General features: G+C 73.6%; 16 protein-coding genes (1 of these 16 running past the window's edge). 9 read left to right on the forward strand and 7 right to left on the reverse strand.

Annotation, left to right across the window (positions count from 1 at the left end):
- Both ACQP2H_RS16135 and ACQP2H_RS16140 read left to right on the forward strand, forming a co-directional pair.
- On the forward strand, window positions 1–696 hold the 3' portion of the coding sequence (locus tag ACQP2H_RS16135) for a DivIVA domain-containing protein (RefSeq protein WP_219462199.1). The gene continues 654 nt to the left of window position 1, outside the view; 696 of the gene's 1350 nt are visible here — the last part of the coding sequence; the start codon falls outside the window, past its left edge; it ends in the stop codon at window positions 694–696.
- Between the two features lie 240 nt (window positions 697–936).
- Window positions 937–1683 (forward strand): SAM-dependent methyltransferase, encoded by a 747-nt coding sequence (locus ACQP2H_RS16140; protein WP_219462201.1) that lies wholly within the window; start codon window positions 937–939, stop codon window positions 1681–1683.
- Window positions 1684–1742: 59 nt separating this feature from the next.
- On the opposite strand, the gene ACQP2H_RS16145 is transcribed toward ACQP2H_RS16140, so the two are convergent.
- Window positions 1743–2522 carry a nucleotidyltransferase domain-containing protein gene (locus tag ACQP2H_RS16145; RefSeq protein WP_357536618.1) on the reverse strand — a complete coding sequence of 260 codons (780 nt, stop codon included), beginning with the start codon at window positions 2520–2522 and terminating at the stop codon, window positions 1743–1745.
- Between the two features lie 107 nt (window positions 2523–2629).
- On the opposite strand from ACQP2H_RS16145, the gene ACQP2H_RS16150 reads away from it, so the two are divergent.
- Both ACQP2H_RS16150 and ACQP2H_RS16155 read left to right on the forward strand, forming a co-directional pair.
- A complete protein-coding gene (locus ACQP2H_RS16150) occupies window positions 2630–3601 on the forward strand; it encodes a helix-turn-helix domain-containing protein (RefSeq protein WP_219462206.1) in 972 nt (323 codons plus the stop codon).
- Between the two features lie 237 nt (window positions 3602–3838).
- A complete protein-coding gene (locus ACQP2H_RS16155; protein ID WP_219462208.1) occupies window positions 3839–4789 on the forward strand; it encodes an alpha/beta fold hydrolase in 951 nt (316 codons plus the stop codon).
- On the opposite strand, the gene fxsT is transcribed toward ACQP2H_RS16155, so the two are convergent.
- The 6 genes from fxsT to ACQP2H_RS16185 all read right to left on the reverse strand — a co-directional run bounded on the left by fxsT (window position 4783) and on the right by ACQP2H_RS16185 (window position 14203).
- Window positions 4783–8691, reverse strand: coding sequence for an FxSxx-COOH system tetratricopeptide repeat protein (gene fxsT, locus ACQP2H_RS16160; protein WP_219462210.1), 3909 nt, complete (start codon window positions 8689–8691; stop codon window positions 4783–4785). The two genes, ACQP2H_RS16155 and fxsT, sit on opposite strands and share 7 nt — an antisense overlap.
- 2 nt (window positions 8692–8693) lie before the next feature.
- Window positions 8694–9854, reverse strand: coding sequence for a TIR-like protein FxsC (locus tag ACQP2H_RS16165; protein WP_219462212.1), 1161 nt, complete (start codon window positions 9852–9854; stop codon window positions 8694–8696).
- Window positions 9841–10521 (reverse strand): TIR-like protein FxsC, encoded by a 681-nt coding sequence (locus ACQP2H_RS16170; RefSeq protein ID WP_208570628.1) that lies wholly within the window; start codon window positions 10519–10521, stop codon window positions 9841–9843. Before ACQP2H_RS16170 ends, ACQP2H_RS16165 begins: the two co-directional genes overlap by 14 nt.
- A gap of 213 nt (window positions 10522–10734) precedes the next feature.
- On the reverse strand, window positions 10735–13014 hold the full coding sequence (locus tag ACQP2H_RS16175; RefSeq protein ID WP_357536622.1) for an FxsB family cyclophane-forming radical SAM/SPASM peptide maturase: 2280 nt from the start codon (window positions 13012–13014) through the stop codon (window positions 10735–10737).
- Window positions 13015–13030: 16 nt separating this feature from the next.
- The gene (locus ACQP2H_RS16180) at window positions 13031–13204 is read right to left on the reverse strand and encodes a hypothetical protein (RefSeq protein WP_219462215.1); all 174 of its coding nucleotides are present in this window, start codon (window positions 13202–13204) and stop codon (window positions 13031–13033) included.
- A gap of 96 nt (window positions 13205–13300) precedes the next feature.
- The gene (locus tag ACQP2H_RS16185) at window positions 13301–14203 is read right to left on the reverse strand and encodes a DUF4231 domain-containing protein (protein WP_308290752.1); all 903 of its coding nucleotides are present in this window, start codon (window positions 14201–14203) and stop codon (window positions 13301–13303) included.
- A gap of 450 nt (window positions 14204–14653) precedes the next feature.
- Between ACQP2H_RS16185 and ACQP2H_RS16190 the strand changes: the two genes are divergently transcribed.
- The 5 genes from ACQP2H_RS16190 to ACQP2H_RS16210 all read left to right on the forward strand — a co-directional run bounded on the left by ACQP2H_RS16190 (window position 14654) and on the right by ACQP2H_RS16210 (window position 20296).
- Entirely contained in the window at window positions 14654–16717 is a 2064-nt protein-coding gene (locus ACQP2H_RS16190; protein ID WP_357536626.1) for a M4 family metallopeptidase, read from the forward strand.
- Window positions 16718–17080: 363 nt separating this feature from the next.
- Entirely contained in the window at window positions 17081–17506 is a 426-nt protein-coding gene (locus ACQP2H_RS16195) for a TOBE domain-containing protein (RefSeq protein ID WP_219462217.1), read from the forward strand.
- A 167-nt stretch (window positions 17507–17673) separates the two neighbouring features.
- Entirely contained in the window at window positions 17674–18432 is a 759-nt protein-coding gene (gene modA / locus ACQP2H_RS16200) for a molybdate ABC transporter substrate-binding protein (RefSeq protein WP_255598174.1), read from the forward strand.
- Window positions 18429–19238 (forward strand): molybdate ABC transporter permease subunit, encoded by an 810-nt coding sequence (gene modB / locus ACQP2H_RS16205; protein WP_363823519.1) that lies wholly within the window; start codon window positions 18429–18431, stop codon window positions 19236–19238. The genes modA and modB overlap by 4 nt, the downstream gene beginning before the upstream one ends.
- A complete protein-coding gene (locus tag ACQP2H_RS16210; protein ID WP_363823522.1) occupies window positions 19235–20296 on the forward strand; it encodes an ABC transporter ATP-binding protein in 1062 nt (353 codons plus the stop codon). Before modB ends, ACQP2H_RS16210 begins: the two co-directional genes overlap by 4 nt.
- Window positions 20297–20356 lie beyond the last annotated feature (60 nt).

Below are 20356 nucleotides of genomic sequence, written 5' to 3' on the forward strand. Positions count from 1 at the left end.
CAGATCCAGCAGGAGATCCAGGCGGCCCGGACCCAGAGCCAGCAGGAGCTGGCGCAGTGGCAGGCCACCGTGGAGCGGGAGGTCGGCGAGCGACGCGCCGCCGTCGAGCAGGAACTGGGCGAGCAGCGGGCGGCGGCGGAGCGGGAGCTGACCAACCAGCACAGCGCCGCCGAGCAGCAGATCGCCGCGCTGATCGCCGAGGCGCAGCAGTACGCCACGGAGGTCCGGCAGCGGGCCGACGAGCAGGCCAGCAGCCACCAGGAGCAACTGACCACGGTGCAGCGGGAGATCGCCGAGCGGCAGAAGGCCCTCACCGAGGTACAAGGTGAGCTGGACACGGCCCGTGCGCAATTGGCTGAGATCCAGCAGGAGGGCGACACCGTCGAGCGGGAGTTGGTGCGTACCCGACAGCTGTTGGAGGAGGTCCGACGCGACCTGACCACGGAGAACCGACGGTTGGACGAGGCCCGGCAGGCCGCCGAGAGTGTGGAGCGGCACGCCAAGGACGTGCGGGCCCGGGTGCAGCGGGAGGCCAAGCGGGTCGCCGACCTGGCTGCCGCCGCCGTGATGGCGGCTGCCGCCGGGGGCGGTGAGACCGCCGAGTATCCGACGGTGGCGGCCCGGCCGGCTGCGGAGCCAGCTGCCGACGCAGCGGTCAGCGAGCCGCCGGCCGACCGGGTGCCGACCAACGTCTGAGAGGTGGCGGGCGACCCGGGATGACATCGCTGGGCTCCGGTGGTGTCCCGCAGGCAGCCATGGCCCTGGAACTGCCCGGTGGCGGGCCGCCCGGGGCGAAATCACTGGGCTCCGGGCCGGTCGGGACGTAGCCTGACGGCCCGTCACCACGTCCCCCGATCGAGGTGTTTTCCGTGCCCGTGCTCCGCGTGCCGACCGTCCGCTCCCCGCGCCCGTTGCCGCACCCCTGGAGTCACCGACATGGACCTCGATCGTAGTTTCGTCATCCGCGAAGGCGACCTTCGCATCCTCAACCCGTTCGACGACGACAAGCTCGCCGCCCTGGGCCGGGCGATCCGGCTCCGCCCCGACGACACCCTGCTCGACCTGTGCAGCGGCAAGGGTGAACTGCTGTGCACCTGGTCCCGTACACACGGGGTCCGGGGCACCGGTGTCGACCTCAGCACCGTGTTCACGGCCGCCGCCCGGCGCCGTGCGGTCGAACTCGCCGTGGCCGACCGGGTCCGTTTCGTGCACGACGACGCCGCCGGGTACGTCCATCCCGAGAAGGTGGACGTGGCCGCCTGCGTCGGTGCCACCTGGATCGGTGGGGGCGTCGTCGGCACCATCGACATCCTGGCCAGGGCGCTGCGGCCCGGTGGGATGCTGCTGGTCGGGGAGCCGTACTGGCGGCGGGAACCGCCGGACCAGGAGACCGTCGCCGCGTGTCACGCCACCGCCCGGGACGACTTCGACGACCTGCCCGGGTTGATTCGCCGGGTCCAGGCGCACGGGTGGGACGTGGTCGAGATGGTCCTCGCCGACCAGGACAGCTGGGACCGGTACGCCGCGGCGCACTGGCTCACCCTGCGCCGCTGGCTGGACGCCCATCCGGACGACGACCTCGCCGAGGGGTTCCGGCAGGAGTTGACCGAGGACCCGGTCCGGCACGTGCGGTACCGGCGGGAGTACCTGGGGTGGGGAGTCTTCGCCCTGCTGCGGCGGTGACCACGGCGGTGGCGGCCCGACGTCGAGCGTCGGGCCGCGACCGGTGCCGCGGTGACCGGTCAGCCGGCGGTGATATCGGCCAGGATCTGCTGCTGGAAGGCGCGGGCTTCGGCGGCGGTCGGCGGTGGGCCGCCGTCGCGGGCGCGGACACAGCGGCGTAGCAGCTCCGGTTCGCGGCCGAGGGCGATCACCCGGTGGCCGGCGGCGGCCTTCGACAGCCAGGCGCCGTCACGGATCCGGACCAGGGCGCGGCAGGCGGCCAGGACCGCGTCCTCGACGCCGGGGGTGGGGCCGTCGCCGGGCGGGGCGGGCCGGGCCAGCCACCACCGCAGCGCCGCCACCAGCAACTGTCGCAGGTCACCCGGAGCCAGCTCGGCGAAGACCTCACCGGCTGGCGGCCCGGCCAACGGCAACCCCCGCTGGTGCAGGATGCTGCGGTCCAGGCCGTACCAGAAGTGGCCGTCGGCGGCGGGCCGGTCGGCCGGCGTGAAGGTGACCCGCGACGACATCCGCGCCCCGGTGTTGAGTTCCACCTCGAAACCGGGCTCCGGGGTGCCCGAGGCGGCCACCTCCCGCGAGTAGGTCACCAGTTCCAGGCCGCGCGCCGGGCAGGGCAGCGTCTCGTGCCGCAGCCGGTCCACCAGGGCCTGGCTGGTCCGTCGGGGCAGGGGGCCCCGGCAGACCAGCGCCACGTCGACGTCGCTGCGGCCGGGCCGGTAGGCGCCCAGCGCCACCGAACCGGCCGCGTAGGCACCGACCAGCTCCGGCCCGAGCACGTCCCGCGCACTGGTGACCAGGTCGGCGAGGTAGCGGCGTACGGCGGGATCCATGGTGGTCATCCTGCCCACTGCCGGGGGGCCGGCGGCGGCGGAGTCGGTCGGCGGGCACCCCTGGCGCGGATGCCGTCGGTGGGACAGACTTGAGGCCCGACACCGAGGACGGGGGCATGGGCGGTTCCACACAGGACGATGCGGCGGCGGAATTCGTGCGGGAACTGGCCCACTGGCGACGCCAGCGGGGATTGTCCAAGAAGGAGCTGGCCGAGCGCACCGGCTTCGACCCGTCGTACGTCAGTCACATCGAGAACGGGCGGCACCAGCCCACCGAGGAGTTCGCCCGTCGGGTCGAGCTGGTGCTGGACAGCGGCAACCGGATCTGGCAGCAGTACGTCGCCTTCGCCGACGCCCGGGGGTCGGGGGGACGCCGCTCGGCACTCGGCCCGACCGCGGTGCCGCCGCCGGCCGGCTCGCACCTGGTGATCGAGGACGAGCAGGCCATGCTCTCCCTGGTGGACGGGGTGTACGAGTGCCGGTTCCGCCGGGTGCTGCACAGCGTGGGCACCGAGCCGATCACCCGGCACACCGTGCAGATCGACATCGACCGGTTCCCCGAGGATCCGGCCCGGTCCGCTCTTTTCCACAGCCACCACCCGCTCACCATCGACGAGGTGGCTTTCCGGGCGACCATCGGCACCGAGCAGGCCGAACCGATGCGGTGGCGGGTGAGTCGCAGCCGGGACGCCTTTCTCAAGATCGTGTTGTTGCTGGACGGTGGGGGCACCCCGATGCCGCTCTATCCCGGGCAGCGCACCGTCGTCGACTACGCCTACCGGGTGCCGGCGTGGAAGTTCGGTGACTGGTTGCAGCGTGACATCCGGCTGCCCACCCGCAACCTGGTGATCCGGCTCGACTTTCCGGTCGAGACCGGCCCGACGGTCTGGGGCTCCGAGACCTCGTTCACCTCGGAGTCGACCGTCGAGGTGCACCCGGACCGCCGGGAGGGGCAGGGGCGGGTCGCGTACCGGTGGGTGGTGTCCCGGCCCCGGCTGCGCGCGCAGTACCGGGTCGACTGGCGTTACGCCGACCCGCGTGCCGCGCTGGTCGACGCGCCGACGGATATCCGACCGTTGGCCTGCTGAGCACCGCCGCCGGGGCGCCCCGGCGGCGCGGGCGGGCGGAGGCCGCCCGCAAGGCCGGCCCGTCCTGGCCGACAGGTGTCGCTTCCGACAGATCCGGCCTGTTGTCGGGCTCGGCATAGCGGTGCGGCGGGCTCGACCGTTAGGCTCGAAGGCTGAGCGGAGCCGACGGAAACCATCGTAGCTGCTCGATGCAAATCGCGAGTAACGGCTGGTAGTGGCACTGGAAGGCAGGCTGCAGTGACCCGAGAAGGTGAGCCTGGGCCGCGATACGCCCACCGTGCGGACAACAAGCGGGTGGCGTACGAGGAGTCCGGTGCTCCCGACGGGTTCCCCGTCTTCCTGATGCACGGCACACCCGGCAGCCGGCGGGGGCCGAAGCCCCGGGGCATCGTGCTCTATCGGATGGGGATCCGGTTGATCGCCTACGACCGCCCCGGATACGGCGACTCCGACCGGTTCGAGGGTCGGGACGTGGCCGACGCCGCGCGGGACGTGGAAGCCATCGCCGACCAGCTCCGGCTCGGCCGGTTCGCGGTGGCCGGCCGCTCCGGGGGCGGGCCGCACGCGCTGGCCTGTGCCGCCGACGAGCGCCTACGCGGCCGGGTGAGCCGGGTGGCGGTGCTGGTCAGTTTCGCGCCGTCGGAGGCCATCGGGCTGGACTGGTTCGACGGCATGAACCGCGACAACCAGCGCGGCTTCGGTGACGGTCGGCACGACACCGAGATCGTGGTCGAGGAGATCCGCCAGCGCGCCGCCCGGGCCGCCGAGGACCCCCGGTTCCTGCTGCGGGAGCTGATGACCCAGATGGGGCCACCGGACCGCCGGGCGATCAACGACGCGGCACTGCGCGGGATCATCTTCGACACCTACCAGGAGGCGTTGCGGGCCGGCCCGTACGGCTGGATCGACGACGTGCTGGCGCTGCGCCGCGACTGGAAGTTCGACCTCGACGCGATCGACACCACGGTCACCCCGGTACGCCTGTGGCACGGCGAGGAGGACACCTTCGCGCCGGCCAGCCACGGCCGGTGGCTGGCCGCCCGGATCCCCGGGGCCGAGATCGAGGTGCAGCCCGGCGCGGCCCACTTCGACGCCATGCAGCAGCTCCCGCGCATGCTGCGCTGGCTCGTCGACGGGCAGGCCCCGACGGGCACCGACGTGCTCATCGGGGCCCGACCCGGTCAGTAGGGGTGCGGGTCGAGGACCCGACGCACGTACCGTCCGGCGCGCAGCACCACCACACTCGGGTGTTCCTGCCCGATCCGGTCGGCGAGCCGGTCGGCCAGTCGCATCCGTCCGATGCTGACCGTCCCGCCGGTAGCCGCCTGTCGGGCCGTCTCCAGGTTGCCCAGGCTGCGCAGGGTGTCCGGGTGGTCGACGCCCAACGCCGCCGTCAACCGGTCCACCACCGCCTGCAACCGGGCGAAGCCCTCCTCGTCCTGGCCGGTGAGGATGGCGAAGACGGCGAGGTTGTTGTCCGCGCCCATGCTGAACGGATGCTCGGGCCCCAGCACCTCCCGTAGCCCGTCCGCCGCGGACACGGTGAGCGCGTACGCCTCGTCCTGCTCACCGATGTCCCACAGCGCCACCCCCCGGTTCAGTTCACACACCAGCGTGTAGGGGTGCCGCGCCCCGAACACCTCAGCGAGCGTCTGCTGCACCTCCTCCAGCTCCGCGCGGGCCTGCGCCCCGTCCCCCTCGAGCATCAGGTTGGCCGTCCGGCTCAACCGGCTGAGCAGGGTGTCCGGGTTGGTCGCCCCCAGGGTGGCCCGCAGCCGCGTGTAGGCGTCGTCGAGCAGCCGGCCGGCTTCGGCGATCCGGCCGGTGCTGCGCAGCGACGTGGCGAGGTTGGCCTGGCTGATCAGCAGCTCCCGGAACTGGTCGCCGAACAGCCGCCGGTAGCCCTCGATCACGTCCTGCAGCAGGGTCACCGAACCCTGGTAGTCGCCGGTCTCCCGCAGGTCGCGCGCGTAGTTGCCAGCTGAGAGCAGGGTGCGTGGGTGGTCGGGGCCGAGCACCACCCGCAGCCGACGGTAGGTGGCCTCGTCGAGGTCCAGGGCCCGGGTGAAGTCGCCGGCCAACCGGTGGGAGGCGGCCAGGTTGTTGGCCGCGTTGAGGGTCCGCCGGTGGTCCTCGCCGAACACCTCCACGCAGGCCCCGTGGGTACGCAGGTCGCGCTCCAGGGCCGGCCGGTAACGGCCGAGGGCCCGAAGGTCCGCCGCGTACCCCCCGGCGGTCATCAGGGTGTAGGGGTGGCTCTGGCCGATCAGCTCCTCCTGCTGGTGCAGGGTGTCCTCGTCGAGCGCCAGGGCCTGCTCGAAGCGGCCGAGGCTGCGCAGCAGGTTGGCCCGGTTGAAGCGCAGGTTGAGCAGTTGCACGCGCAGCGCCCGGTGCGCGCCGGTATCCGGGGAGAGCCCATCGAGCATCGTCGTCCAGGTCGTGTCCACCTCCCGGGCGTACTGCGCGCCCTGCGCGAAACCGCCGTTGAGGAAGATGTACCGGACCCGGTCGATGACCAACTGCCGGACGGTGTCGTCGTGACAGGAGACCGCGTCCGAGCCGTCCAGGTGCGGCCACAGGTGCCGGTACCGGACCTGGAAGACCGGGTCGTCCACCTCACCCGAGGGGCGGGAACCGGCGAGGATGCGGTGCACGTCGTGTTTGACCTCGGCCAGTTCCCGCTCGGACATCCGGGCCCGCAGCGCCGCCTGGAGCAGTCGGTGGATCTGCACCCGCTGGGCGTGCAGGTCCACCTTGATCAGGGCGAGCCGGTTGATCCGTTGGACCAGCGCCGCGGCGATGTCGCGTTCCGAGACCCGGTCGGTGACCTGCGCGGCGACCGACGGGTCGTGCGGGGCGATGACCTTCGCCACCTGGTCGCTGAAGAGCAGGTCGAGGGCGATGTCGGGGGCCAGCACCGAACCGAGTTGCAGCAGCCGGTAGGCGCCCGGGGACTGCTCCCGCAGGCCCTCCAACGACCGGCCCCACACGTCGCTGTCCGGGCCGGTACGCGCCAGGCCCGCCAGGTAGGTGGCGACCGAGTCGGGGCTCTCCGCGAGCCATGCCCCGGCCAGCGCCACCAGGATCGGGACGTCCTCCACCGCCTCGGCGACCTGCTGCGCCTCGGCGGCCGTCATGCCGCGACGGCCGGTACGACCGATCAGGTGGTTGACGCTCTCGCCCCGTTGGAAGGCTTCCACGTCGACCGCCCGCGCCAGGTCGCCCCAGTCCGGGTTACGGGTGGTCACCAGCACGTGCCCCTCGCCCTGGGGGAGGAAGTCCTTGACGTGGTCGTACTGGTCGACGTTGTCGAAGACGACCAGCCAGCGCAGCGGCGGCTCGTCGGCACCCCGGCCGCCGCCGTGGCTGAGCCAGTCCCGGACCGCCCGGGTGTTGTCCGGCACGTGCTGCAGGTCCGGCAGGTTGAGCCGCCGCCCCAGGTCGGCGAAGCGGACGTCGATGAACTGCGCCGGGTCCGCGTCCACCCACCACACGACGTCGTACGCGCCGTGGAAGCGGTAGGCGTACTCGGTGGCGACCTGGGTCTTGCCGATGCCCGCGCCACCGCGCAGCGCCACCGGGACGCGTTCGCGCGCCGCCGTCTTCAGCTCCTCCCTCAGGGCCAGCAGCAGGCCCTCCCGGCCGGTGAAGCGGACGTTGCGCGCCGGGGCGTAGAAGACCATCGGCTCGACGGCCGGGTAGCGGGTCGCCGGCACCGGCCGGTTCCGCCCGTCGACGGACCGCCCGACCAGTTCCCACACCTGCTCGGCGGCGGCCGAGACGCCGCGCTCGTGCACGGTGGCCCAGCTTCCCGGCGGGGTGTCCACCGACGGGGTGGTGTCGTCCAGATGCAACGCGAGCACGGGAGAACCCGCCTGCCGGGCGGCCCCGCCGAACGCCCGGCGGGCGGCGAGGTAGGACCGGGAGACCAGGTGCAGCTCACGCGAGGGCGTGCCGGCCGGCACCGACGCCGGGACACCCAGCGGGGTGGCCAACACCCGCAGGTCGACCGCGTGCAACGTGGACTGCACCCACTCCGCCCACGCCTGGTCCTCCGGCACGTACCGCAGCACGATCAACTCGTCGACGATCACCGGTTTGCGTTCGAAACGCTGGATCGTCTGCCGGCGCAGCCCGTCGTCCATCCGGGGCAGCCCGGTGACCGCACCACCGGTGATGTGCCGGGTCAACGCCTCGTACGCCGACAGCAGGCCCCGGCTGCCCGGCACGTCGCCGAAGGTCGCCAGGGTCTCCTCGTACGCGTAGTAGGCCCGGTAGGGCACCTCGACGGAGAGCCAGTAGTCCTGCCGTTCCAGGTCGGTCATGCCGCTGGGCAACCCGACGAACCGCTGCATGGCCAGCGCCCGGCCGGCGTCGGTCTTGGTCTTCTCCCCCTCGTCGACGCGCATCGGCACCGGCAGCACCCGGCGGGCCCGTCGCCCCTCGTAGCTGCGGACCCGGGCGGCGACCGTGGCGGCGCCGTCGATGCCCTGGTCGCTGAGGGTGAAGCAGTCGACCAGCAGGTCCGGCAGGTGGATGGTGCAGATCTCGGCGACGTCGCTGATGCCGGTGCGGCTGTCGATCAGGGCGTAGTCGTAGTGCCGCTTCATGTCCGCGCGCAGCGCGTCGAAGAACTGCGCCCCGCCGAGCCGGTTGTAGAAGTTCTCCCAGTTGAGTCCGGTGACGCTGGTCGCGTAGTCGGGGTTGTGCCGGCCGGCGAGCAGCAGGTCCAGGGTGCCGCCGCCGGGGAACTCCCAGCCCACCGAGAAGGCGTACTTGTGGACCCGGGCGTACTGCCGGTGCCAGTCGCCGGGGCGGGTGTCGACGCCCTCCTGCCGGCGGCGGGCGTTCTCCCACTCGTACTCCAGGATCAGGTCCATCACCCCGCCGGTGGAGGCGACCTGCTCCGGGTCGAGGAACGGTGCGAAGAACCGGTGCAGGCCGGGGGATTCCAGGTCCCAGTCGGCGACGAGCACCCGGTGGCCGTTCGCGGCGAGGATCCAGGCGGTGTTCGCCAACGCCATCGTGCGCCCGGTGCCGCCCTTGTACGAGTAGAAGGTGACGACCTGGCCGTCGTGGGGTGGAGTCATCGTCATGCCTTCCCTCGCCGTACGTCGAACGGTCCGGTCGCCCCCAGGGTCGGCTTCGGGTCGTGCGGGCCCTGCGGCGGATCGACCGGACCGTGCCGGAGGAACTGTTTACGCGCCTCGGTGACCAGCAGCGGGGCGCAGCGCTCAAACTCGTCGATGGTGCGCACCGGCAGCACCCAGGGGAACCGGGCGTCCTGCAAACTACCGGCGATCGCCTCGGGCGTCGGCTCGCCACGCGCGTGGTCGGCGGCGATGACGAGCGGGACCGCCCACCGCGGCAACCCGTCGAGTGCGGACCGGGCGGCGGCCACCCCGACGCCGGCGTCGACCAGCACCACCGCCGGGCTGCTGGCGGCCCGGTCCCGGGCCTCGGCCAGCTCGACGACCCGGGTGGGCAGGCCCAGCCGTTCCGCGGTCGCGGCCACGTAGTCGGCGACGGCCAGTTGGTGCTGGTCGCCGTAGGGCCGCCAGCGCGCCCGGTCGGCGGTGAGGGTGGTGACCACGAGCGCGGCGCCCGGCCCGTCGGGGACCGGGCTGCTGGTCAGCGTCGTCGCCCGGGACGGGGCCAGCGGCTCGTTCTCGGTCACCGTGACGATCCGGTCGGCCAACGCACCGAGCAGGGTGCGGTACTGGGTGCGGTAGGCGCTCAGCTTGCACAGCGCCCGCAGCCCGTTGTCGGCGTAGTCGGCGCGGTCGCCGGGGTCGCCCACCAGGTCCAACGCCTGGACGGTCTCGGGGCGGTCCCCCCAGGACGGCAGCGGCATCCAGAGCACCGGCAGCACGTGCCGCTCGGCCCGGCCGGCCGCCAGCCGGACCAGCCGGCTGCGGAAGGAGTCGCGTTCACCGAGCGCCCAGGCGTTGCGGAAGTAGTTCGGTGAGTAGAGGGGCACGAAGACGTGGGCGAGGCTCAACGCGTTGGTCAGCGTCCGCCTCAGGTCGACGCCGGGGCTGACCTGGCCGTCGAAGAATCCCGCGTCGAGCGGGCCGAGCCGGGTGGCGCGTTCCCGCACCGCGTCGGCGAGTTGGTGGAAGAACTGGCTGACCCAGTAGTCGGTGTCCGGCCGGGCGGCGTCGGACAGCGGGACGGAGTGCGCATAGCTGAGGAAGAAGTAGGTCTCCTGCCCGACGACGCCCGCCGGGGAGGAGGGGTCAGGCCAGGTCATGCCCGTCCTCCTCGAACTGGTCGGGCAGCTGCCGCAGGTCGGTCGGCACCGCCGCCTCGACCCAGTGCGTGCGGTACGCGCGGGCGACCCGCTGGGCCAGTCGCCAGACCACCGCGTCGTAGGCGTCCTTGCCGTTGCTGCCGAGGCTGAGCAGTCCGTAGATGCCCTCCTCGTGATATTGCGGGGCGATGTCCGAGGGTAACCGGGTGGGGGTGAACATCTGCCGCTGCGACACGGGTGGGGGCATCCGCCGACGTTCCACCACCGACCAGTTGACGGGGATGACCGGGGTCTCCCCCGCCGACGGTTCGGCGTCCGGGCGGGGTACGACCCGCCGCCGGGTGAAGGCGTTCCACTCCCGGGCGCACCACGCGCTGCGCAGGTACTGCGGTGAGATCAGCGGGATGAACACCTGGCAGTGCCCGGCGGCGAAGGCCAGGTCGTCGGTCCACAGCTGTCCCCCGTCGAGCATCCGGTCCATGAAACCCGCCGTTCGTCCGGGGCCCAGGCCGAGCAGCTCGACGACGTGGTCGGAGAGGTCGACGAAGAGCTGGAAGACCTTCTGGTTGGTGTCCCGTGGGGGTGCCGCCACCCGGTTGCCGGTACGGGCGTAGCTGAGGAAGAACACGGGGGCGCTCTCGTCCTCCCGGAACTGTTCCTCCGCCACCTACCGCTCCCGCCCGGCGCCGCCACTCCCGACCGACCACAGTATCGATCGCCGCCAACTCCGCGCTGTCCCGTTCCTGCCGGTCGGGGTCCGGCGGCGTCGGCGACGGGCATCCGGGCCGGGGTCGGCCGGCACCCGGGACGGTCCGTGGCCGGCGCACCGGGTCGCGACGCTGCACACCACGACGATCCCCGCCGGCCGCTCCGGCGGGGGTCACCGCCAGTCGTCCAGGGTGGCACGCATCCGCTGGACGAAGCGCTGGCCGTCGGCGGTGAGGCTGCCCAGGTCGAGCAGCGCGTCGACCGTGCCGTCGGTCCATTCCCGGTAGCGCCGGTGGTGCGCCACCGCCTCGGCCCCGGGGCGGTGCCGCCACACGTCGGCGACGGCGAGGTGGGCGTAGACGCCGTGCAACGCGCCCTCCACCGGGCGCGGGTCGTCGCGCCAGGGCACCCGCAGCCGCCGGGCGTCGGCGGGGTCGAACAGGTCGCAGACGTCGAGGATCGCGTCGAGCTTGAGGTGCTGCACCTCGTGGACGAGCAGCACCGCCAGTGCGGCGGCGTCGACCGTCGGGGTGACGGCGACCGCGCCGAACGCGGACCGGGCGGCGGCGCTGCGGGACCGGCCGGACGGGTCGGGTCGCAGCGGCACCACGGCGCGCAGCAGGGCACGGACGCCGGTGGCGTAGCCGACGGCCTCGGCGTCGAGGCGGTGCACCGCCTGCCGGACCTGCGTCGTCCACCGGTCGGCGACCGCCGGGGTGAGCCGGGCCGCCACCGACAGGTCGAAGCAGTCCCGGTACGGGTCGGTGTCCTCCAGGAGGATGGTCCCGTCGCCGGTGTACGCCGTCCGGGTCGGCTGCCACCGGTCCGGGTTCGGCCCCCGCAGTGGGCGGACCCGGATCCGACGCCGGCCGGCCCGCAGCTCGACCGATCCGGCGCAGATGGCGACGGCGATGGTGTCGACGGGGGTGTCCACGACGAGCGTGCCGAGCGTCGGCAGGTGCACCGTGCCGGCCCGTACCGGCAGCACGAGGTCGGTGTCGACGCCGGCACGGACCGCTGCTGCGGCGGCGACGGCGGCGAGGTGGGGCAGCTCACCGGTCTCCCCGGCCCGGCACCGCTGGGCCCACCGCCGCACGAAGGGGTGGGTCAGCACGGTCTGGACGGCGTCGGGCGCGGCCACGTCCAGGTCCACCAGGAGCCGCCACCCGGCTGCCGCGACCGGGTCGGCGGTGGCGGCGGGGCTGAGCGCGACCGTCAGGGCGCGGGCGATGCCGTGGTGCACGGCGGCGAGCTGACCCATCGACTCCGCACCGCCCCGCCCGGAGCCGAGGTCGTCCAGGACGGCGGACGGCAGCGCGTCGGCCGACCGGTCCGGCACCGGGCCGGCGGGCGTCGTGGTCGCGCGGACCAGCGCGGCCAGGTCGGCACAGTAGACGGACGGGTTGTCGAAGCCGCTGCCGGAGCGGTACCGGTGGGCGAAGAGGCCACCGCCGCACCGGCGTACCAACGGGCAGGACCGGCAGGTGGCGCAGAGGCCGGCCAGGCCGGTCTGCCGCACCGCGATGCCGGGATGGGCGGCCGCCTCGTCGACCGGGTGGCGGAACACGTCCAGGCCGGTGGCGGCCGCGCCGTGGAAGGCGGACTTGAGCGAGTCGACCTGTTCGAAGGTGCCGTCGGTCTCCACCACCACCAGATCGGCCGGGGCGAGCCCGACGGCCTCGGTGCTGGTGCTGCCCCCGGCGGCGGTGGCCAGCAGGGACTCCAGCAACCGGATCGGCACCGGTCGCCCGTCGGCCAGCCAACGCCGGTGGATCGTCAGCAGCCAGTCCGCGTAGGGGGTGGCCGCGCCGTCGGGGCGGGTGGGCGGCCGGTCCCAGTTGGCGTGCGGCAGCAGGAAGTCGATCCGGGGTGGTTGCTCGGCGAGCAGCGCCTGGTAGACCCGGAGCGGATCGTTGGCCAGGTCGACGGTGCACAGCAGGCCGGCGTAGGCGCTGCGGTAGTCGGGGCGGCGCAGCAGGGCCAGCCCCCGGCGCACCTGGTCGTAACTGCTCGCACCCGTGGCGTAGCGGCGGTGCCGGTCGTTGGCCGAACGGTCGCCGTCCAGGGAGACGCCGACCCGGATCTCGTGGGCGACGAGGACGTCGGCGATCTCGGGGGTGAGCAGCACCCCGTTGGACTGCATCCGCAGGTCGAGCCGGGCCACCGGGGTGATGGTCCGGCGCAGGGTGTCGGCGGTGGCGGCGAGCCGGGCCGCGCCGGCGAGTAGCGGCTCTCCGCCGTGCAGGACCACCCGTACGGTGCCGAGCCGGTGGTCGGCGGCGTGTTCGGCGATCCGCCGCGCGGTGGCCTCGACCGTGTCGGGCGTCATCAACCGGGGCTGACGACGCCACGACTGGTCGGGGTGTTCGTAGACGTAGCAGTGGTCACAGGACAGGTCGCATCGGCTGGTCAGCTTGAGGACGTACTGGCTGAGCGGGGCGACCGGAGGCACGGGCGGGTCGACCAGGTCAGACCGTCGAGCCGAAGGAGGCGACGTCGACCCGGGTCGGGTGGGCCGCCCGGCGGTCGTCGATGCGGGCCACGGCGACGGCCCGGTCGACCGGGATCTGGCCGAGTGGCGTACGCCGCACGTCGCTCATCGGCGCCGGGAACGGATCGGGCAGGCGTTGGGTGCGGTCCACGTGGGGCCCCATTTCGTGTCGGGAGTGGACGGAGGTCCGTCCACGTCGACGGCCAATCACAGATATCGATGATGCTATCCGCCACAGCGCGTCATGTCACTGCTGCGCAGCGCCATCTTCCTCGATCATCTTGGCCATCCAGGCGGCGTTGGACTGGGCGATGATCCGCTCGGCCTCGGCCACGAGCGCGTCGTCGTCGGTCCAGCCCAGGCCGGCCGCGCGGGTCGTCCGCAACCGGGTCAACTGGTCGGCTGTCCGGGCGTACTCCAGGTGCTGCTGCTCGAAACGCTGGGCCGCCCCGTAGCCGACCAGCGCCGTGGTGACCACCGCGGCCACCCCCACCCAGGCGGTCAGGCCCCACCCGTCACCCAGCACCCCGGCGGCGGCGGAGAGCAGTGCGGCCAGCACGGTCAGCCCGGTCGCGGCCCGGCCGATGCGCGCGGCGGACCGGCCGGCCCGCCGGGCGGCCGGCAGGTAGTAGCCCTCGACCTGCCGCTGCACCCGTTCGACGAGGTAGCTCGGCACGTCGGAGACGGGCGGTAGCGGACGCCGCCTGGCCGCGACGTCGAGGGTGTGCCCGACCAGGTCGCCGCCGTCGGCCAGGAGCAGGTCGTGGCGGCGCAGCAGGACGGCGTCGGCATCGGCGTCGGCGTACGGGGCGACGCGGGCGAGGTAGCGGTGCAGTTCCGCCTTCATCGCCTCGGAGGTCGCGCGGAACCGGGTCCAGGCCGCCACCGCGTCCCGGGAGGCCGCGCGGCCGGCCACCGGCACCAGCAGCAGCGACGTGGCGGCGACGAGTGCCAGCACCCGCCCGGCGGTGGGCGCGGGCTCGGCCAGTCGGGCCGCCGCGGTGCCGGCGACGGCGGCGGTGACGGTGAACGCGGCGACCAGCCGTCGTCCCCTGGTGATCCGTCGCTTGGCCCGTTGGGCGGCCTGCGACCAGATGCCCTGTCCCCGCCACACCTCGGCGGCGGCGAGAGTTCCGTCGATGTCCGGCACGCCCCGAATGGTAGGTGACCCGCGCATCCGACTCGTGCCCGCTGGGCCGAGCACGACGGACATGACGACGTTGTCGTACTGCTGGTCGACCGGGTGTATGCGCATCGGCCGCGCGTTCCGGCGAAAACGATCAACTGGGGCGGCCGACCGGACAGGATCCGGAGAGGACGACCTGTTCAGGGCGGGGTGCATGACGGTCGTTCATCGAGCGGCAACAGTCGTACCGACGACAGTGTCCGATGGTTGCCCCGGTCAACCCATTGATATGGGTGCCTACCCGTGTGATCGTGCCTCCAGTGGTCGCCAACCCCCGGCGACCTGCGACGGACAGTCACCCCCACCGGGCCGCCGGCAGCCCGGAGACCGCCCGACGCAACCACGCCTCAGCGCAGCATCGGCGCGCGACCCCACCGGGTCTCGCAGCGCCGCCCGAGAACAGGAGCACCCCCCTTGAAGCTCTCACCCCGCCTCGTCGCGCTCTCCGGCGCGGTCGCGGCCGGCCTGATCGCCGCGGGCACCACCGCAGCGGTACAGGCCGCGCCCTCCCACCCCGCCCCCGACCCCGCCCAGGCCCGCGCCGCCGCCGTCGGCGCAGCCGGCTCGCTGGTCGCCAGCCGCCCCGGTTACCTGCACGCCAGCGCCGACGACGCGTTCGTGCAGCGGCCGGTCATCTCCTCCGAGGGCATGCAGTACGTGCCGTACGAACGCACCTACCGGGGCCTGCCCGTGGTCGGCGGCGACTTCGTCCTGGCGACCACCGCCACCGGGGAGGTCACCTACGCCTCCGTCGCCCAGCAGCAGAGCATCGGCGACCTGTCGACCACACCGAAGCTCACCACCACGGCGGCCGAGCGGATCGCCCGCGCCCAACTGCGCAAGGTCACCGGTGTCGAGGGCACCACGCTGGTCGTGCACACCCTCGGCGCCCGGCCCGCGCTGGCCTGGGAGACCACCGTCACCGGCACCGGCACGGACGGCCCCAGCCGGCTGACCGTCGACGTGGACGCCGTCACCGGCGCGGTGCTGGGCACCCAGGAACACGTCGTCCGGGGCACCGGCACCGGGGCGTGGAACGGCCCGGTCACCCTGACCACCACCCAGTCCGGCAGCACCTACTCGCTGAAGGACCCGGGCACCACCAACCTGAGCTGCCAGGACGCCGCGAACAACACCACCTTCTCCGGCCCGGACGACGTCTGGGGCAACGGCACCGGCACCAGCAAGGAGACCGGCTGCGTCGACGCGCTGTTCTCGGCGCAGACCGAGCACAAGATGCTGTCGCAGTGGCTGGGGCGCAACGGCGCGAACGGCAGCGGCGGCGCGTGGCCCATCCGGGTCGGCCTCAACGACCAGAACGCCTACTACGACGGCAGCCAGGTGCAGATCGGCAAGAACACCGCCGGGCAGTGGATCGGCTCGCTCGACGTGGTGGCCCACGAGATCGGCCACGGCATCGACGACACCACCCCCGGCGGCATCTCCCGGGGCAACACCCAGGAGTTCGTCGCCGACACCTTCGGCGCGGCCACCGAGTGGTTCGCCAACGAGCCGGCCAGCTACGACGCGCCGGACTTCCTCGTCGGCGAGAAGATCAACCTGGTCGGCAGCGGGCCGATCCGCAACATGTACAACCCGTCCGCGCTCGGCGACGCCAACTGCTACTCCAGCAGCATCCCGAGCCAGGAGGTGCACGCGGCGGCCGGTCCGGGCAACCACTGGTTCTACCTGCTGGCCATGGGCAGCAACCCGACCAACGGGCAGCCGACCAGCCCGACCTGCAACAGCAGCACGGTGACCGGTCTGGGCATCCAGAAGGCCATCAAGATCATGTACAACGCGATGCTGCTCAAGACGACCACCTCGTCGTACCTGAAGTACCGCACCTGGACGTTGCAGGCCGCCAAGACCCTCTACCCGGGCAGCTGCACCGAGTTCAACACGGTCAAGGCCGCCTGGGACGCGGTGAGCGTGCCCGCCCAGTCCGCCGACCCGACCTGCACCGGCGGCACCCCGACGCCCACCCCGACGGCGACCTCCACCCCGACGCCGACCCCGACCTCGGGCGGCTGCTCGGGCCAGAAACTGACCAACCCCGGCTTCGAGTCCGGCGGCACCGGCTGGACCGCCACCTCGGGCGTGATCACCTCGTCGGCCAGCCAGGCCGCGCACGGTGGCTCGTACAAGGCGTGGCTCAACGGGTACGGCTCGACCCACACCGACACCGTCACCCAGTCGGTGAGCATCCCGGCCGGTTGCCGGGCCACCCTGTCCTTCTGGCTGCACATCGACACGGCCGAGTCGGGCAGCACGGCGTACGACAAGCTGACCGTCAAGGCCGGCAGCACCACCCTGGCGACGTACTCCAACGTCAACGCCGCCAGCGGCTACGTGCAGCGCAGCTTCGACGTGTCGGCGTCGGCCGGCAGCACCGTCACCATCTCGTTCAGCGGGGTGGAGGACAGCAGCCTCCAGACGTCCTTCGTGGTGGACGACACCGCGCTCACCCTGAGCTGACCCCACACTGCCGGCAGCGGCCGGTCGTCGCACCCGCGACGGCCGGCCGTCGGCGTGTCGGCCCCCACCCGGCAGTCCGCGACGTGTCTGCCCGGTCGCGGCGACACCTGCGGCGGCCCACGATCCGGCTCGCTGATCTCCGATCGCCTCGTTCGCCCGACCCCGCCCGACCCCGCCCGGCCCGGCACGGCGAACCGCTCTCCGGCCTCCGGGGCGGAGCCCACCGAGTTCGAGCTGGCCGCCGCCGTCACGGCCGCCTGCCACAGCCGGCCGCACATGCGACGATAGGACGGCATCGCACTTGGCTTCTACTAGTGATACGACCGCCTTCCGCCGGTAACTGCGAGTGGCTAGGGTGACCGGGTGAGCGTGTTTCGGATCAGTGAGGCCGCCGAGCTGCTCGGCGTCAGCGCCGACACCGTGCGGCGCTGGGTCGACGCCGGCCGGCTCCCCGCCCACCGGGACGCCCACGGGCACCGGCTCGTCGACGGCGTGGAGCTGGCCGCCTTCGTCCGCACCCAGTCCGCCGGCCCGGACGAGGGGGCCGAGTTCTCCTCGGCCCGCAACCGGCTGCGCGGGATCGTCACCGCCGTCGTCCGGGACACCGTGATGGCCCAGGTCGACATCCAGGCCGGGCCGTTCCGGATCGTCTCGCTGATGAGCCGCGAGGCGGTCGACGAGCTGGGACTCCAGGTCGGCTCGGTGGCCGTCGCGGTGATCAAGTCGACCACCGTCGTGGTGGAGCGACCCGCGCCCACCGGTCCGGCCAGGGGAAGGATCCAGCCGTGACCCACCCCGCCGCCGGCCCGGCCCCCCGCCACGCCACCGACGGCACCGCCACCGCCGGCCCTGCCAACGCCGGTCCCGCCGACGGCACTGCCGGGACCGGCCCGGCCGTTTGCTTGCACCGGCTCGGCGGCGGCGCGGTCGGCCGGCGGGTCCGCGCCGTCGTCGGCCTGCTCGCCACGGCCACCCTCGCCCTGGCCGGATGTGGCGTGGACCGCACCGGTCCGGCTGACGACGGCGGCCCGACCGGCACGGTGACCGTCTTCGCCGCCGCGTCGCTGACCGAGTCGTTCACCGCCCTCGGCCGACGGTTCGAGGCGGACCACCCGGGCAGCACGGTCACCTTCAACTTCGCCGGCAGCTCCGCGCTGGCCACCCAGATCACCCAGGGTGCGCCCGCCGACGTCTTCGCCTCCGCCGCCCCGAGGAACATGGCCACCGTCACCGACGCCGGCCACGCCGCCGGCACCCCCACCGTCTTCGCCCGTAACCAGCTGGTCATCGCCGTACCCGAGGGCAACCCGCAGCGGCTCGCCGGGCTGGCCGACCTCACCCGGCCCGGGCTGAAGGTCGCCCTCTGCGCCACCCAGGTGCCATGCGGGGCGGCGGCGACCACCGCCCTGGACCGGGCCGGCGTCCGGGTCACCCCGGTCACCCTCGAACAGGACGTCAAGGGCGCGCTGGCCAAGGTGAAGCTCGGCGAGGTCGACGCCGCCCTGGTCTACCGCACCGACGCCCGCGCGGCCGACCGGGAGATCGACGGTATCGATTTCCCCGAGGCCACGCGGGCCGTCAACGACTACCCGATCGTGGTGCTGGCCGACGCGCCGAACCCGACGGCCGCCCGCGCCTTCGTCGCGCTGGTCCGTTCCGCGGCCGGCCGGACGGTCCTCACCGACGCCGGGTTCCAGCCCCCGTCGGGCCCGTGACCGCCCCCGCCCGCCGACGCGGCACCGGTCAACGGGTGCCGGTCGCGCTGCTCGTACCAGCTGCGCTCGGGTTGCTGTTCCTGGTGCTGCCGCTGGGCGGCCTGCTGCTGCGCACCCCGTGGACGTCGCTGGGACCGCGCCTCACCGCGCCCGGCGTGCTCACCGCGCTGCGGTTGTCCGTCCAGTGCGCCACCCTCGCCACGCTGCTCTGCCTCGCGCTGGGCGTACCCCTGGCCTGGTTGTTGGCCCGGGTCGAGTTCCCCGGGCGGCGGTGGGTCCGGGCGCTGGTCACCGTGCCGCTGGTGCTGCCGCCGGTGGTCGGCGGGGTGGCCCTCCTGCTGGTCTTCGGCCGGCGTGGACCGGTCGGCGGCTGGATCGACACCACCTTCGGCGTCACCCTGCCGTTCACCACCACCGGTGTGGTGCTCGCCGAGGCGTTCGTGGCGATGCCGTTCCTGATCATCGCGGTGGAGGGGGCGCTGCGCGGCGCCGACCACCGCTACGAGGAGGCCGCCGCCACCCTCGGCGCGGGCCGGTGGACCACCTTCACCCGGGTCACCCTGCCGTTGGTCGCCCCCGGCGTCGCCGCCGGGGCGGTGCTGTGCTGGGCCCGCGCGCTCGGCGAGTTCGGCGCGACCATCACCTTCGCCGGCAACTATCCGGGCCGCACCCAGACCATGCCGCTCGCGGTCTATCTGGCCCTGGAGACCGACGTGGAAGCCGCCGTCGTGCTCAGCCTGGTGCTGCTGACCGTCTCGGTGCTGATCCTCGCCGGGCTGCGCGACCGCTGGATCACCGGCCCGTGACCGGCCCGCTGCTGGACGGGCACCTGGTCGTCGACCGGGCCGACTTCCGGCTGGACGTCCGGCTGCGCGTCGCCGCCGGTGAGGTGGTCGCGCTGCTCGGCCCGAACGGCGCCGGCAAGACCACCGCGCTGCGTACCCTCGCCGGGTTGCACCCGCTCAGCGCCGGGTGGCTGCGCCTGGACGGGATGGAACTGGACCGCCCGGACGCGCGGCGGTTCGTGCGGCCCGAGCATCGACCGGTCGGCGTGGTGTTCCAGGACTACCTGCTCTTCCCGCACCTGACCGCCCGGGACAACGTCGCCTTCGGTCCCCGCCGGCAGGGGCTGCCCCGGCGGGCCGCCCGGGAGCGGGCCACCGACTGGCTGGACCGGGTCGGCCTGGCCGCGCACGCCGGACGCCGACCCCGGCAGCTCTCCGGCGGGCAGGCCCAGCGGGTCGCCCTGGCCCGGGCGCTCGCCGTGCAACCGACCCTGCTGCTGCTCGACGAGCCGCTGGCCGCGCTCGACGCGCGCACCCGGCTGGACACCCGGGCCCACCTGCACCGCCACCTCACCGACCACGCCGGGGCGGCCGTGCTGGTCACCCACGATCCACTGGACGCGCTGGCACTGGCCGACCGGCTGGTCATCGTCGAGGACGGCCGGGTGGTCCAGGAGGGCGACGCCGGCACGGTCACCACCCGGCCGCGCACCGACTACGTGGCCCGGCTGGTCGGGCTCAACCTGCACCGGGGCCGGGCCGAGGGCCGGCTCGTCCACCTCGCCGACGGGTGCGCCGTGCCGACCACCGACCGGCTCGACGGCGACGCCTTCGTGGTCTTCCCGCCCACCGCCGTCACCCTGCACCCGGAGCGGCCCGAGGGCGACGCCCCGCACACCTGGCCGGCCACCGTCGCCGGGGTGCACCGGCACGGGGACCACCTGCGGGTGCAGCTCACCGGGACGGTCAGCACCGTCGCCGACGTCACCCCGGTCGTCGCCGCCGGGCTGCGGCTGCTCCCCGGGCAGCAGGTCTGGGCGAGCGTCCAGACCGCCGCGACGCGCGTCTACCCGGTCTGAGCGCCATCCCGGTCGGCGACCGTGCCCCTCTCCCGCCGGGGCGTGCGACAGCGGGCCGGC

The sequence above is a fragment of the Micromonospora sp. CA-248260 genome (assembly GCF_050942205.1).
Taxonomy (GTDB): domain Bacteria; phylum Actinomycetota; class Actinomycetes; order Mycobacteriales; family Micromonosporaceae; genus Micromonospora; species Micromonospora antibiotica.

Bases quoted from the DNA above. Each gene is read 5' to 3' on its own strand.
- ACQP2H_RS16140 (WP_219462201.1), top strand. From the start codon at position 937: ATGGACCTCGATCGTAGTTTCGTCATCCGCGAAGGCGACCTTCGCATC.
- ACQP2H_RS16145 (WP_357536618.1), bottom strand. From the start codon at position 2,522: ATGACCACCATGGATCCCGCCGTACGCCGCTACCTCGCCGACCTGGTC.
- ACQP2H_RS16150 (WP_219462206.1), top strand. From the start codon at position 2,630: ATGGGCGGTTCCACACAGGACGATGCGGCGGCGGAATTCGTGCGGGAA.
- fxsT (WP_219462210.1), bottom strand. From the start codon at position 8,691: ATGACTCCACCCCACGACGGCCAGGTCGTCACCTTCTACTCGTACAAG.
- ACQP2H_RS16165 (WP_219462212.1), bottom strand. From the start codon at position 9,854: ATGACCTGGCCTGACCCCTCCTCCCCGGCGGGCGTCGTCGGGCAGGAG.